At 44.8% G+C, this 15,090-nt stretch carries 10 protein-coding genes and 5 tRNA genes; 8 read left to right on the top strand and 7 right to left on the bottom strand.

Features of this window, described 5'->3' with window-relative positions:
• Positions 1–162: 162 nt before the first annotated feature.
• Complete coding sequence (gene ilvY, locus R7E38_RS20185; protein WP_025768266.1) at positions 163–1,053, bottom strand: HTH-type transcriptional activator IlvY; 891 nt, start codon at positions 1,051–1,053, stop codon at positions 163–165.
• A gap of 143 nt (positions 1,054–1,196) precedes the next feature.
• Between ilvY and ilvC the strand changes: the two genes are divergently transcribed.
• Positions 1,197–2,681: a ketol-acid reductoisomerase gene (ilvC, locus tag R7E38_RS20180; protein ID WP_104979895.1), complete on the top strand. Its 1,485-nt coding sequence runs from the start codon at positions 1,197–1,199 to the stop codon at positions 2,679–2,681.
• Positions 2,682–2,959: 278 nt separating this feature from the next.
• Here the strand turns inward: ilvC and ubiK are convergent, their stop codons facing one another.
• The 4 genes from ubiK to R7E38_RS20160 form a co-directional block, all read right to left on the bottom strand.
• Positions 2,960–3,211 (bottom strand): ubiquinone biosynthesis accessory factor UbiK, encoded by a 252-nt coding sequence (gene ubiK / locus R7E38_RS20175; protein ID WP_005379099.1) that lies wholly within the window; start codon positions 3,209–3,211, stop codon positions 2,960–2,962.
• A gap of 131 nt (positions 3,212–3,342) precedes the next feature.
• Positions 3,343–6,465: a multidrug efflux RND transporter permease subunit VmeD gene (gene vmeD / locus R7E38_RS20170; RefSeq protein WP_033907400.1), complete on the bottom strand. Its 3,123-nt coding sequence runs from the start codon at positions 6,463–6,465 to the stop codon at positions 3,343–3,345.
• Between the two features lie 12 nt (positions 6,466–6,477).
• Entirely contained in the window at positions 6,478–7,581 is a 1,104-nt protein-coding gene (locus R7E38_RS20165) for an efflux RND transporter periplasmic adaptor subunit (RefSeq protein ID WP_042523871.1), read from the bottom strand.
• An 18-nt stretch (positions 7,582–7,599) separates the two neighbouring features.
• Entirely contained in the window at positions 7,600–8,181 is a 582-nt protein-coding gene (locus R7E38_RS20160; RefSeq protein ID WP_005384254.1) for a TetR/AcrR family transcriptional regulator, read from the bottom strand.
• A 170-nt stretch (positions 8,182–8,351) separates the two neighbouring features.
• Between R7E38_RS20160 and rep the strand changes: the two genes are divergently transcribed.
• The gene (rep, locus tag R7E38_RS20155; RefSeq protein WP_064353500.1) at positions 8,352–10,367 is read left to right on the top strand and encodes a DNA helicase Rep; all 2,016 of its coding nucleotides are present in this window, start codon (positions 8,352–8,354) and stop codon (positions 10,365–10,367) included.
• A 73-nt stretch (positions 10,368–10,440) separates the two neighbouring features.
• Here the strand turns inward: rep and R7E38_RS20150 are convergent, their stop codons facing one another.
• Positions 10,441–10,854 (bottom strand): c-type cytochrome, encoded by a 414-nt coding sequence (locus R7E38_RS20150; protein WP_005384252.1) that lies wholly within the window; start codon positions 10,852–10,854, stop codon positions 10,441–10,443.
• A gap of 335 nt (positions 10,855–11,189) precedes the next feature.
• Between R7E38_RS20150 and R7E38_RS20145 the strand changes: the two genes are divergently transcribed.
• The 5 genes from R7E38_RS20145 to R7E38_RS20125 all read left to right on the top strand — a co-directional run bounded on the left by R7E38_RS20145 (position 11,190) and on the right by R7E38_RS20125 (position 11,786).
• Positions 11,190–11,266, top strand: a tRNA-Arg gene (locus R7E38_RS20145).
• 33 nt (positions 11,267–11,299) lie between these two features.
• Positions 11,300–11,375, top strand: a tRNA-His gene (locus tag R7E38_RS20140).
• A gap of 69 nt (positions 11,376–11,444) precedes the next feature.
• Positions 11,445–11,521: transfer RNA gene (locus R7E38_RS20135), tRNA-Pro, on the top strand.
• A gap of 48 nt (positions 11,522–11,569) precedes the next feature.
• Positions 11,570–11,645, top strand: a tRNA-His gene (locus tag R7E38_RS20130).
• A 64-nt stretch (positions 11,646–11,709) separates the two neighbouring features.
• Positions 11,710–11,786, top strand: a tRNA-Pro gene (locus R7E38_RS20125).
• Between the two features lie 195 nt (positions 11,787–11,981).
• On the opposite strand, the gene R7E38_RS20120 is transcribed toward R7E38_RS20125, so the two are convergent.
• Entirely contained in the window at positions 11,982–12,707 is a 726-nt protein-coding gene (locus R7E38_RS20120; protein WP_005379107.1) for an HAD family hydrolase, read from the bottom strand.
• Positions 12,708–13,368: 661 nt separating this feature from the next.
• On the opposite strand from R7E38_RS20120, the gene R7E38_RS20115 reads away from it, so the two are divergent.
• Positions 13,369–15,084, top strand: coding sequence for a dipeptide ABC transporter ATP-binding protein (locus R7E38_RS20115; protein WP_005379108.1), 1,716 nt, complete (start codon positions 13,369–13,371; stop codon positions 15,082–15,084).
• The last annotated feature ends 6 nt before the right edge of the window (positions 15,085–15,090 follow it).

Genomic DNA, 15,090 nt, shown 5'->3' with positions numbered 1-15,090 from the left:
TCAGAAGTGAAACGAAATAGCGCCGATGGTAGTGTGGGGCTTCCCCATGTGAGAGTAGGACATCGCCAGGCTTTAAATTTAAGAAGCCCGCTCGAAAGAGCGGGCTTTTTTGCATCTATAGAGTTTTAAAATTAGCTCACTTTATACCTAAAAAGTGTTCATCTAAGGTGCGATATACTTGCTCTCTGCAACCTTCCAAAAGGCTTTAACAAGCGGATTTTCCAGCTGAGTTTTGTTGCAGCAAACACCAAGTTTAAAAGGTTTAATTGGTAAGACTTTTAAACGATTTATCTTTTCTCTTACCGGACTGTTATTGATTACAACATCAGGTGCGATACCTACTCCACACCCCAATGCAACCATACTTACGATGGCTTCATGTCCGGAAGTTTGTGCGTAAATCTTTGGCTTTATTTTCATTTGTTTGAGCCAACTATTGGCCCTGTCTCTTGCCGTTCCTGCTTCTGGGAGTATGAATGGAATGACCGACCAGTCTGGTTTTTCTTTTTGTAGCTCTTCAGCAAACGCACTAACCCCAACAGGTACGATGACAGAAAGTGGGATTTCACTGATCGTTTCAAATGCGATTTTATTTGGCATCTGTTCTGACTTGGCTGATATGGCAATATCGGCTTCATCTGCTAGTATTTTGTCGATCGCTTGAGCTGGATCGCCGGTTGATAGTTTGAACTCAATGAAAGGGTTCTGAATACGAAAGTCAGAGATTAGCTCCGGAAGATGGCTGTAGCTTGCAGTAACAGAACAAAAGAGACGGATTTCTCCTTTCAATTCATCCTCGGTTCCTTTCAGGTGACTCTGATACTGCTGCCATTCGCCAAGAATCTTTAAGGCGACTGGGACTAGCTTTTTACCTTGGATAGTTAAATCAACGCTACGGTTGTCGCGTAAAAACAATTGTTGGCTGGTTTCCTCCTCTAATTTTTGTATCTGTCGGCTTAAGGCTGAAGGGCTAATATGCATTGCCGCTGCGGTCTTGGCGAAACTTTTACTCTCACAGAGATGAATGAAAAGTTGCAGGCTTTTGATATTCATTAAATTTTCATTTCCATGTTGCATAAATTGCAATAACTAATTGTGAATATATCACTTTAAGCAATCTCATGTCTGTTTTAGTATGAAGTTATTCGGTAAGGCAATTACTGACCTCAATGGAAGAATCTCAAAGGAGTACCCAGATGGCTAATTATTTCAATACCCTAAACTTGCGCGAGCAGTTGGACCAATTAGGTCGTTGTCGTTTTATGGACCGCAGTGAGTTCGCTTCAGAAGCGGATTATCTGAAAGGTAAGAAAGTAGTCATTGTAGGTTGTGGTGCTCAAGGTCTTAACCAAGGTCTGAACATGCGCGACTCTGGTCTAGACGTTGCTTATGCGCTTCGCCAAGCCGCGATTGATGAGCAACGCCAGTCATTCAAAAACGCAAAAGACAACGGTTTTGAGGTAGGTAGCTACGAAACGCTAATTCCACAAGCTGATCTAGTAGTAAACCTTACTCCAGATAAGCAGCACACAAACGTTGTTGAGACGGTAATGCCGTTAATGAAAAAAGGCGCAGCACTGGGTTACTCTCACGGTTTCAACGTTGTTGAAGAAGGCATGCAAATCCGTAAAGACCTAACGGTAGTAATGGTTGCACCTAAATGTCCAGGTACGGAAGTTCGTGAAGAATACAAGCGCGGTTTCGGTGTACCGACTCTTATCGCTGTTCACCCAGAGAACGACCCAAAAGGTGAAGGTTGGGATATCGCGAAAGCTTGGGCTGCAGCAACAGGTGGTCACCGTGCAGGCTGTCTAGAGTCTTCTTTTGTTGCTGAGGTGAAATCTGACCTAATGGGTGAGCAAACTATCCTTTGTGGCATGCTACAGGCTGGCTCTATCGTATGTTACGAGAAGATGATTGCTGATGGTATCGATCCTGGCTACGCTGGTAAGCTTCTTCAATACGGTTGGGAAACCATCACTGAAGCACTGAAGTTTGGTGGTATCACTCACATGATGGATCGCCTAACTAACCCTGCAAAAGTGAAAGCATTTGCGCTTTCTGAAGAGCTAAAAGAACTGATGCGTCCGCTATACAACAAGCACATGGATGACATCATCACCGGTCACTTCTCTAGCACTATGATGGCTGACTGGGCAAACGACGATGCAAATCTACTAGGCTGGCGTGCAGAAACAGGTGAAACTGCTTTCGAAAACTACCCAGAAACTGACGTAGAAATCTCTGAGCAAGAGTACTTCGATAACGGTATCCTGATGGTTGCTATGGTTCGTGCGGGTGTTGAGCTAGCATTCGAAGCGATGAGGGCATCTGGCATCATCGATGAGTCTGCTTACTACGAGTCTCTACACGAGCTGCCACTTATCGCAAACACTATCGCACGTAAGCGTTTATACGAGATGAACGTGGTTATCTCAGACACTGCGGAATACGGTAACTACCTGTTCGCTAACGTAGCAACGCCGCTTCTACGTGAGAAGTTTATGCCGGCCGTAAATACTGACGTAATTGGTAAAGGTTTAGGTGAAACGTCTAACCAAGTAGATAACGCGACTCTTATCGCTGTGAATGAAACAATCCGCAATCACCCTGTAGAGTACATCGGTGAAGAGCTACGTGGTTACATGACTGATATGAAGCGTATCGCGGTGGGCGGCTAAATTACTGGCCTTAAGGTTCCATTTTGGTGTCGAAGGTGCTCGTTTACTATCGTAAAGTCCGCGCCTTCTCCTAGAAATGAAGCCTTAATACTGCGTAATTTACTTAGTCTCAAGTAACGCAGTAGATAAACTCCAGGCAGACTGGAGTGATAAATACAAAATAAAACACAACATCTAATCAAAAGGCTTGGTCGCCGTTGACCAAGCCTTTTTGTTTTTAGCCGATTTATCTGCGCGCCGATAAGAAAAACGCTCCTTTGTGAGGAGCGCTTTGATACTTATTTTTCAGCAAGCTTTTCTTCAAGTTGCGCCAACTTCTGTTCCATTTCTGTTAGCTTTTGACGTGTACGTAGTAAAACTTGAGTTTGAACATCAAACTCTTCGCGACTTACAACATCTAGCTTGTTTAGCTGGCCTTGGATTACTTGACGAACTTTCTGATCGACATCAGAGCCCAACTCTTTTACAGGTTGAGGCATTGAGTCGTGAATCTGTTTAGCAATTTGCTCTAATTTCTTTGGGTCAAACATAGTGGCTAAAACTCCTTTTGATTTGTCCTCATTTTAAGTAAATGATACGTGAAAGTCGCCATTTAGATGGCAAAAAAGAGAGCGGCAATAAAAAAGGCCACCGAAGTGACCTTTTTGAATGCCTTAATAGCTTATCTGTTATCCGCTAATTCACGATGAGCTGCTTTCGCTTCGTCAACTCGCGCTAACTTCTCCAAGTCTTTGTCTTCAACAAATACTGGCAGAGGTTTGTGTTTTTCAGCTAGGTAGCTGTAAATCACAGGTAGCACGAATAGTGTGAACAGTGTACCGATTGCAAGGCCAGCAACGATGACGATACCGATACTGAAACGTTGCGCGGCACCTGCACCTGTTGCGTACATCAGTGGGATCAGACCTGCGATCATCGCTGCAGTGGTCATTAGGATAGGGCGAAGACGCACTTTCGCAGCTTCCATCACCGCATCAATACGAGACAGTTTATTATGTAACTGCTCTTCCTTGGCGACTTCACAGATCAAGATACCGTGCTTGGTTATTAGGCCGACCAGCGTGATCAAACCAACCTGCGAGTATATGTTCATCGAGGCCGTACCCCAGGCCAATGCGATCAAGGCACCACATATTGCCAGAGGTACAGATACCATGATGACAATAGGATCGCGGAGTGATTCAAATTGAATCGCCAGAACGAGGAAGATGATCGCAAGTGCAAGACCGAAGGTTGCATACAAGGCACTACCTTCCGTTACAAACTGACGAGATTCGCCCATGTAATCATGGTTATACCCTGCAGGCAGTTTGGTTTGTGCAATATTTTCAAACCAATTAACTGCATCCCCCATCGAAACACCAGGGCCTGTAACAGCCCCCACAGTTGCTGAGTTTAGCTGGTTGAAGTGTGGCAAAGAGCGAGGCTCAGCCACCACATCAATGGTAATCAGACTACCTAATGGAACCGCTTTACCATCCACAGAGCGTACATAGTAGTTCTTCATCGATTCTGGGTTTAGACGCCATTTACGCTCAACCTGAGGAATTACCTCATAAGAGCGGCCATTTAGGTCGATACGGTTTACATAACCATCTGCCATCATGGTGCTGAGGGTGATACCAATGTCTTGCATAGTCACACCGTAGGCACCCGCTTTGTCTTTATCGATCTTGATCTTCATCGTTGCAGAATCATATTTCAGATCCAGATCGGAATAGACAAACATTGGACTGCTTGCTACTTCCGACAGAATGTCATTTGCAACGGTAAACAAACTTTCAAAGTTGTTTGGCGTTGTAATTACGAACTGTACAGGAAGGCCTGAACCAGCACCTGGTAGCTCCGGCATTTCGTAGGCAGCAATAGACATTCCCGGAATGCTCGAAACAAGCCCGCCAACACGCTGTTTGATTTCTGCTTGGCTCGCTTCTCGTTCGCCCCATGGTTTGAGTGTAGCTAAACCAAACGCTTGGTTAGAATCCGGTACACCGTTAAATACCTGAGCGTATTCCACTTCTGGTTGATCAGAGAGAATCTTATTCACATCATCCATGGTGTTTTGGATGTAGTCCAAATTCGAATTTGATGGTGCGGTCCCTATGAGTACTACAACACCTTTATCTTCAGATGGAGCTAGCTCGCTAGGAATAAACTTGAATAGGACTGGTAAACTTGCGAATACAATTATCGCAAACACGATCACCACTGGTCGGCTAGCCATTATTGCTTTTAACATGCTTGCGTAGCGATTAGTCATGCCATCAAGTACATGGTGAACTTTTTGCTCAAACTTGCTTGGCTTCTCGTTCGCCTTCAGCATCTTCGAACACATCATTGGTGATAGTGTCAAAGCGATGATGCCGGATACGAATACTGAACCTGCCAGTGTCAAAGCGAACTCTTTGAACAATGAACCGGTGATACCACCCATCAATGCGATCGGCGCGTACACTGCACCTAGCGTCAATGTCATCGCGATAACTGGAACCGCAATTTCACGCGTACCAATAATTGCAGCTCGGAATGGCGATTCCCCTTCTTTGATGTGACGGTCAACGTTTTCTAGTACAACGATCGCGTCATCCACCACCAGACCGATGGCAAGCACCATCGCCAGTAGCGTCATCAAGTTCCAAGAGAAACCCATTGCCTGCATCACCATTGCCACACCAATCAATGAAAGTGGAATGGTCACGATAGGAATGATTACCGCGCGGAATGAACCTAGGAACAGTGTGATAACCACAAGTACGATGACCGCTGCTTCAAGAATCGTTTTCACTACTTCGTGAATCGATTCGTTGATGGCGATAGTTGAGTCGTACATCACGTTCATTTTGATGTTACTTGGTAGGTTGCGCTCAAGCTGAGGCAACAGTTCAAGTACGTCTGCTGCAATGTTGATTGGGTTAGCGCTTGGTGCTGCGTTGATCGCCGCAACCACGGCTTCTTGACCGTTTGCACTTGCGCGATAAACGTCGTGACTCTTCTCCAGCGTTACTTTAGCGATATCACCTAGGCGGATGACATCCCCTTCACCAGTTTTCACGACCAATGCTTCAAGTTCAGCAACGTTTGATACCTGAGTATCTGCGCTACCGTTATAAAGCACGAACTCACCCGTCGCTTGACCGGTTGCAGATTGGTAGTTGTTGGCGTTAAGAACGCTCATCACATCCGTAGCGGTCAACTTCAAAGCGCCCATTTTGGCAGGATCTAGCCATACGCGCAGTGCGTACTTCATACCACCATACAGGTCAACTTTGGATACACCGTTTACAGTGAACAACTGCGGGTTGATTACACGCTCGAGGTAGTCTGTGATCTGGCTTGAAGATAACTCGTCACTCGTAAAGCCGATGTAAAGCACTGCGGTAGTCGAACCTGTCGACATGGTTACGGTTGGATCTTCGGCTTCTTTTGGAAGCTGAGAACGTACCGAGTTCGTTTTCGCTAAGATATCAGCCAATGCTGCATTCGGGTCAGTATTCAACTTCATGTTGACAGTAATGGTTGATTTACCTAGTACCGATTGCGAAGTCATGTAATCAATATTATCGGCTTGCGCCACCGCTTGCTCCAATGGCTGAGTAATAAAGCCTTGGATCAAGTTGGCACTTGCACCGTAGTAACTGGTGGTCACGGTGACCACCGTATTCGTCATTTCAGGGTACTCACGAACTTGCATTTTGAACACCGCTTGCAAACCAAGCAATGCAATCAAAAAGCTGATCGATACCGCTAAAACTGGACGTTTTATAAAAACATCTGTAAAGCGCATAATGCCTCCAACTTAAAGCATTGGTGTTTCAGCAGGTGGGGTAGTTGCATCGCTTTCGACAATGCTTACTTTCGCATGGTTACTCAAACGGACTTGACCCGATGTCACCACTACATCACCTGGCTTTACGCCTTCTAGAATGTGTGCGATATCTTTAGAGCGTTCGCCAACTTTTACCACATGCTGCTTAACGCGTTTTTCGCCATCTTCTTCTGTTACGATGTAAACATTGTCGCCATATAGCGTAAATGTGATCGCGGTTTGAGGTAGAGTGACCTGATTTTCTAACTTAGGCAGAATGATGTTTGCACGCGCGAACATACCACTACGCAGTTTGCCGTCACTGTTAGGGATATCCGCTTGAACTTGAATCAAACCACTTTGTACGTTAACCGCAGGCTCAATCGCAGAAATTGAACCTTTGAAAGGCTGTTCTGGGTAGGCATCCACGAAGATATCCACTTCTTGGTCGATATTGATACGTGAAATATCGGTTTGCGGCACGGTAAAGCGTAAACGCATCACGCTGGTGTCTTCCAGGCGAACAATATCGGTACCCGCTTGTAGGTACTGACCTAGGTACACGTTACGAATACCTACTACACCATCAAATGGCGCTTTGATTTCGCGTCGGTCGATGGTCGCTTTCAAGCTTTCAATGTCCGCTTTTAAGGAGAAGTAGTTCGCTTCTGCTTCGTCATACGCTTCTTTAGAAATAGAGCCTTTTTTAAATAGCCCTTGGTAGCGTTTGTATTTCGCTTCTGCTGCTGGCAACTTGGCTTGCGAGCTCTTTAAATTCGCTTTCTCAACGTCAGAGTCAAGCAGTACTAGTGGCTGACCTGCTTTGACTTGAGTACCGGAATCAAATGCGATTTTATCGATAACACCGCTCGTTTCGTTCGCTACCGTCACGCCTTGATTTGGCTCGATAAAACCAATTGCCTCGATGACTGGTACCCAATCCACCGCTTGCACTTCAGTTACGGTTACTGGGAATGCTGGTTCAGGGCGATTGGCAAACTGCTCCATTTTGTCTTTGATATCAATTAGTCTGTATGTAACAACGCTACCAAAAAGTAATAAAACAATTGATAGCATCAAAATCCACTTTTTCATTCTATTAAGAACTCCAAGTTAGTGTTTAATAATTGCATCCCAACTGGCTTCAATAGCGGCCTCTAATGCCGTCTTATCCAGTTGATAAAATCCCAAAGCGTGTTTCCGAGCAAGTGCAACACTTGCCTCAAAACTTAATCCAGAAAGTACTTCGTTATCGAGAAGCTTGAATACTCCCTCGTCTTTACCCTGATTAAAAAGAAGATCTACTTGGGCAAACATTTGTCTCTCAAGTTCCCGAGCTTTGCTACTATTTGAACAGGGTAAAGATTCATATTGGACTCGGTTGCTGATCGCACTTAAGTTCGAGCTCGCTAGATTCCAAATATTGAGCCACATGGTTCGATAACGCTGTTTTAAAGGCATCTCTTCACTAACACCTAGTTGCACCGCAGTAGCAACACGCTTAGCAACGTTAAGGCGTAGTTCCTCTAAAAGATGTTCTTTATCTGAGAAATAACGGTAAATCGTCCCTGCTGCGACACCTGCCTCATTGGCGAGCTTTTGCATGGAAAGCCCTTGAAAGCCAGATTCAGCAATGAGTTGTTCAGCAGCGACTAAGATTTGTTCTCGTTTATCTACAGCAGGGTTATCCTTCATAATGTCACCCTTTAGTGAATGAACGTTCATTCATTATAGCTTAAATACCCGCCATTTATGCAACAGAATATTGCACTTAATTGGTGTGAAAATTACAAGAAATCAGCATAGCTTTCACGAGGCCACCCCTTTATCATAGGCGCCACATTCATCACCCGCAGAGAATTTCTATGAAGCTGAACCCTAGTCAAGATGAAGCCGTGAAATACGTGTCTGGTCCATGCCTAGTGCTAGCTGGTGCTGGCTCGGGCAAAACTCGTGTTATTACCAATAAAATCGCTTATCTGGTTCAGCAATGTGGTTACAAAGCGCGTAACATTGCGGCGGTGACGTTTACCAACAAAGCAGCACGTGAAATGAAGGAGCGTGTAGGTCAAACGTTAGGGAAAGGTGAGTCTAAAGGTTTGATGGTATCAACATTCCACACTTTAGGATTGAACATCATCAAGCGTGAGTACAAGTATTTAGGGTTGAAAGCGGGCTTCTCACTGTTTGATGACCAAGACCAGCTAGCGCTGCTCAAAGAACTTACCGAAAAGCAGCTTGATGGTGATAAAGATCTGCTACGTCAGCTTCTGAGTTGTATTTCCAACTGGAAAAACGACATGTTGACGCCAGAGCAAGCCAAAGCGCGTGCGCAAGGTGAACAGCAACAATTGTTTGCGTTCTGTTTTGATATGTACCAAAAGCAAATGAAAGCCTATAACGCGCTCGATTTTGATGACCTAATTTTGATGCCCGTTTTACTCTTACGTAATCATGAAGACGTTCGTCAGCGTTGGCAGAATCGTATCCGTTACCTACTGGTTGACGAGTATCAAGATACCAACACGAGTCAGTATGAGCTGGTCAAATTAATTGTCGGAGAACGTGGGCGATTGACTGTTGTAGGGGATGACGATCAGTCTATTTATTCATGGCGTGGTGCGAAACCTCAGAACCTCGTGTTGCTGGGTGAAGATTATCCGAATTTGCGTTTGATTAAGCTAGAGCAAAACTACCGTTCAACGAGTCGAATCCTGCGTGCGGCCAACATTTTGATAGCTAACAACCCTCACGTCTATGAGAAGTCTTTGTTCTCTGAAATTCCTGACGGTGAAAAACTCAAAGTGTTGTTGGCTAAAAATGAAGAGCACGAAGCAGAGCGCGTAACGGGTGAACTAATTGCGCATAAGTTCCTAAACCGTACCGAATATAAAGATTATGCGATTCTATATCGTGGTAACCACCAATCACGTTTGATTGAAAAGTCTCTGATGCAAAACCGTGTACCGTATAAAATTTCTGGTGGCACCTCGTTTTTTGCACGCGCAGAGATTAAAGACATCATGGCGTATTTGCGTGTTTTGGTTAATCCGGATGACGACAATGCATTTTTGCGCATTGTGAACACTCCGCGACGTGAAATTGGCCCAGTAACGTTAGAGAAATTAGGCAGTTATGCCAATATGCGAGGCAAGAGCCTGTTTGAGTCGAGCTTTGAAATGGGGCTCGAACAGCACCTAACGGGACGTGGCCTAGAAAACCTGCGTCGTTTCACCCAATGGCTAGTGGCGATTGCTGATCAAGCTGAGCGTGGTGATACCGTCGAAGCGGTTCGTTCGCTAGTTCGTGATATCCATTATGAAGATTGGCTATACGAAACTTCAACAAGTCCGAAAGCCGCTGAAATGCGAATGAAGAACGTTTCTGACCTTTATTCATGGATAGTGGCGGACCTAGAGGGTGACAACTACGATCAAGAAGAGAAAACGTTAAAAGAAGTCGTTCAACGTTTGACCTTGCGTGACATGATGGAGCGCGGTGAAGAAGATGAAGACAGTGATGCAGTACAACTGATGACCTTGCACGCATCAAAAGGCCTTGAGTTCCCATATGTATACTTAATTGGGTCCGAAGAAGGTATTTTACCGCACCAAACCAGTATTGATGAAGATAACGTGGAAGAAGAGCGTCGCCTGATGTACGTTGGTATTACTCGAGCGCAACGTGAACTGACTTTCACTATGTGCAAAGAGCGTCGGCAGTTTGGCGAGTTGATCAAACCTACTCAAAGCCGCTTTTTGGATGAGTTGCCATTTGATGACGTTGAATGGGAAGTAAACAAAAAGCCAGTATCAGCAGAAGAGCGTATGGCGAAAGGTCAAGCACACATTGCCAATATTCGAGCAATGTTTAAGAAGTAAAGTAACCTTGTTCTCACTGACTAAAAACAAAAAGGCTTGCCAACTGGCAAGCCTTTTTCGTTGATGTCTTTACTTATAGACCTTCAATCATGTGGTCAATTGCTGCGATGATTTCATCGTCAGAACAGTCCATACAGGTTCCTTTGGCTGGCATCGCATTGAAGCCTTCTAATGCGTGCTTCACTAACGTATCTTTGCCTTGTGCAATACGCGGTGCCCAATCATCGGCATTACCTGTTTTAGGTGCGCCGTTTACACCAGATGCGTGACAAGCAATACAAAAAGTACCATAAACTGTGGCGCCATCACGTGGACCGGTTGGTTCTTCTTTCACTGGCTCAGAACCTGCTAGATAAACATCACCGACAGGTTGGATGCGTTCTGCGATCGCATCGTATTCAGTTTGGCTGATGTCAGAAGCTAAAGCTGCCGTAGAAAACGTTAAGGCAGCGAACAAAACGCTAATCATTTGTCGAGACATATCCATTAAACCCACTTCACATTCCCGAGGTAAGTGACTTACCTATTTATATAGTTAGAGTATTAATGCCGAGCAGAGAAATCATTAAATTCCACTGAATGGCATAGAATGATTAGACAACTTGGTTGCAGCTGTTAAATCAATGTAAATAATGGGTGATTATATCCCGATAACTTGTTGCAATAAACAACAAGTTATCCATGACAGGGCGTGAATCACATCAAAAATCCACTTTAACGGAAGATAACTGTCGAAAAAGAGACCAAACGATAAAAAAAGTAAAAAAAGTACTAGACGGCATAGTGTGATATCCGTATTATTCCACTCCGCCGATAGGGCATGCGCCCGTAGCTCAGTTGGATAGAGCGTTGGCCTCCGGAGCCAAAGGTCGAAGGTTCGAATCCTTTCGGGCGTACCATTGCCTCGGAGGATACATCGGTAAAAATCAGTGGTGGCTATAGCTCAGTTGGTAGAGCCCCGGATTGTGATTCCGGTTGTCGCGAGTTCAAGTCTCGTTAGCCACCCCATTCTTTCTTTTTGAGATTGAATGCGGTAGCATTGCTCCCAATCTTGATTCAATCAAGATAAAACATCGTCGGTGAATAGCGCAGCTTGGTAGCGCATCTGGTTTGGGACCAGAGGGTCGGGGGTTCGAATCCCTCTTCACCGACCACTATTTAGTTTATGGCTCTAATAGAGCGGTAAACAGCAAAAATTGATGGTGGCTATAGCTCAGTTGGTAGAGCCCTGGATTGTGATTCCGGTGGTCGCGAGTTCGAATCTCGTTAGCCACCCCATTAATTAAGGTGACTTCTTAGTTGAAGTGTCCTGTCTGATTTGAGAAAATCAGCAAATACAGTTCGGTGAATAGCGCAGCTTGGTAGCGCATCTGGTTTGGGACCAGAGGGTCGGGGGTTCGAATCCCTCTTCACCGACCACTATTTAAAGCCTCAGTCGAAAGACTGGGGCTTTTTTGCATCTCTCCTGAAAAGAATCGGCATTCCATTTCAATTTTCCCCAAAAGTGTACAGCTCTAGGGGCTTTTGACCACCTATGATCCAAATGCTTTTCGAGCTGACAAAATAAACCCCAGAGCAGTGTCTGGGGTTTTGTAGTTTTCTAATCCGCTGCTTTTATTGGGCGAGTGTTTTAAGGATTTCTTTCAGTTCTACCGTTTCTTGGATTTCAAAACTTGGCGTTATATCCGTTGAGTTGCTTGCGCCTGTCGCATTCACCCACACACTCAAAATGCCCATATTGTTAGCGCCAGCAATGTCAGCAGGTAAAGAGTCGCCCACGTGTAGAGCCTCTTCTGGTTTTACTTCGACCAAGTCGAGCGCTTTTTGGAAAATACTTGTAGCAGGTTTCTCTTCTGGCTCTTCTCCTCCCACAATAATATGGTCCACCCAGTTGCTCATTTGTGTCGCGTTTAATTTAGGGTGTTGAGAAAAAATCGGGCCGTTAGTGATCACGACGAGTTTGTAATGTTGACGAAGGTCGCTGAGCATTTCTTTTACACCAGGGAAGAAAGTGAACGCGCCCATACGTGCAGAGTCAAAGTAGTCTTGAGCTTGTTGAGCCTCTTTTGCAGTGATGCTGACGCCTTGCTCCGCCAAGATGTTTTGGATCAGGCCACAACGGAAGGCATTTTCATCGGGTAGCAGAGCCACAAGGTGAGGGAACTCAGCATTCAGCTTTTTGTATACACCCTGCAAGTAGCGCTGCAAAAACGCTTTTGGCTCGGTAACTTGTGGATAGGTCTTATGAATCCAAGTTGTAAACGCTTGTCCTGCAACTTTATCGGCTTGTGACGTTGCACATAAAGTCTCGTCCATATCAAAAAAAATCGCTTTAAGCACAGGGGCTCCTTTTATTTACGGCTTGGCTTTGACACTGTTCATCTATTATCCCACTCTCAATTGTGTCGTAAAGGGTTAAAACCGGCGAGTTTTCTTATGACGTACGAATGAGGATAGCGGTACTTTCCTTTGCTTAGTCAATAAACCGCTTAAGTGGCGCATATTCTGCGTTGGAGCAGGATTTGTGTGGTTTTGCTGTTTTGTTCACGTTTTGACCTATCCTTTCTCTTCCTAAGTTTGGCTTTTTGTATTTGCCGACTATTTTATTAATAGTTTTTTATGTTGAAAAAACACTTTTTGCATATGATATTGTTTGTTAAATGTTAATAAATGCACATGAATAATATGGTTAATGATCTTGTTTAGCTCATGTTTACTTTTAGAGCATTTTTCTAGTTTTATTGGTGCATGACGCACAAAAATAGTGTGATATGAAAATGGTTAAATACTTGTTAATGCATTTTTATTCGCTAATTGTGCGTTTATTTAATGTTTTTTCGGCGGAATATACTTTAATTGTTGCTTTTTTGTGTGATTTTTGCCAAATTATTTCCGCATTAAGATTTCAGAGTATTATTCTGAATTTGAACGGATTCATTCAGGTGATGAATGGTGCTTTTGGCATGATTCGATACCACAGACAAGGCAGTAGAGGTCTGAAATGTCACTATTAGAAGTGAAAAACCTTCGTATTGAATACCCATCCCGACACGGCGTTCACGCTGCCGTGAAGTCACTTTCTTTTCATATTGAACGTGGTGAAATCGTGGGTGTTGTTGGCGAATCAGGTGCGGGTAAATCCACCGTTGGTAACGCCGTTATTGATTTGCTTAGCCCTCCAGGTCGCGTTGCTAGCGGCGATGTTTTCTTGGATGGAGAAAAAATTTCTGGCCTATCACCAGAAGCGATGCGTAAGGTTCGCGGCTCGAAAATAGGTTTTATTTTCCAAGATCCGATGACCTCGCTCAATCCACTTTTTACTGTTGAGCAACAGCTGAAAGAGACGATCCACGCCAACATGAAGGTCTCTGATGAAGAGGCGTATCAGCGCGCGCTTTCTCTTATGCAGCAGGTTGGTATTCCTCAACCAGAAAACCGCTTAAAGCAGTACCCGCACCAATTCTCTGGTGGTATGCGTCAGCGTGTTGTCATTGCCATTGCTTTGGCTGGTGAGCCTGATCTCATCATTGCGGACGAACCAACTACGGCGTTAGACGTTTCTATCCAAGACCAAATCCTCAACTTGATCCGCGAGCTGTGTATCAAGAACAATGTCGGCTGTATGTTGGTTACTCACGATATGGGTGTCGTCTCCAACGTCACCGATCGCGTGGCGGTAATGTATCGTGGTGACTTGGTGGAGTTTGGACCAACAGCCAAAGTATTGGGCGATCCTGATCACTCTTATACTCGCAGTCTAATTTCAGCGGTACCACGTTCAGACAGAAAGCTAGATCGTTTCCCGTTAGTAAGCTATATCGAAGAAGCGGCGGAAATGGAGCCACTCGATATCAAGAACCACTGGTTAGGACAAAGCCAAGATGAGCGTGAGTACACTGGCCCGCTTTTGGACGTGAAGAACGTCAATCTTCGCTTTGTGACCAAAGACTCTTTGTTCGAGAGCCGCCGAGAATACGTGCAAGCATCTAATAATGTGAGCTTTGAAGTGCACGAAGGCGAAACCTTTGGTTTGGTGGGCGAGTCTGGTTCAGGTAAATCGACCATTGCACGTGTGATTGCTGGTTTATACCAACCTAACTCTGGTCAGGTGAAATTCGAGGGCATTGACCTGACCGCTTTAACCTCTGAGAAAGAGCGCCGCCCGATGCGTCGTCAAATGCAGATGGTGTTCCAAAACCCATATACTTCAATGAACCCTCGTATGAAGGTATTCGATATTATTGCTGAGCCAATCCGTTTCCATAAATTGACGAAAAACGAGTCGGAAACTCGCCAAATCGTAAATGACCTATTGGATCATGTTGGTTTGGGTCGAATGGCTGGGCTTAAGTACCCTCATGAATTCTCCGGTGGTCAGCGTCAGCGTATTTCTATTGCGCGTGCGTTGGCGACTCGTCCTCGACTTTTGATTTGTGATGAACCGACCTCAGCACTGGACGTATCGGTACAGGCACAAATTCTAAACTTGCTGAAAGATCTGCAAAGTGAGCTGAACTTGACTATGTTGTTTATCAGCCACGATTTACCTGTTATTCGTCAGATGTGTGACCGAGTAGGTGTGATGCAAATGGGTACACTTTTAGAAGTGGCACCAACAGAACAGTTATTCACGGCACCTCAACACGAATACAGCAAAAAATTGATTTCTCTGATGCCGGAGTTTACTGGCTTGCGAGAAGAGATCGAAACGGCATAAACCAAG

The organism is Vibrio sp. Vb2131, from assembly GCF_033338535.1.
In the GTDB taxonomy this organism is placed as follows: Bacteria; Pseudomonadota; Gammaproteobacteria; order Enterobacterales; family Vibrionaceae; genus Vibrio; species Vibrio alginolyticus.
This window is presented reverse-complemented; position numbering and strand designations above follow the sequence as displayed.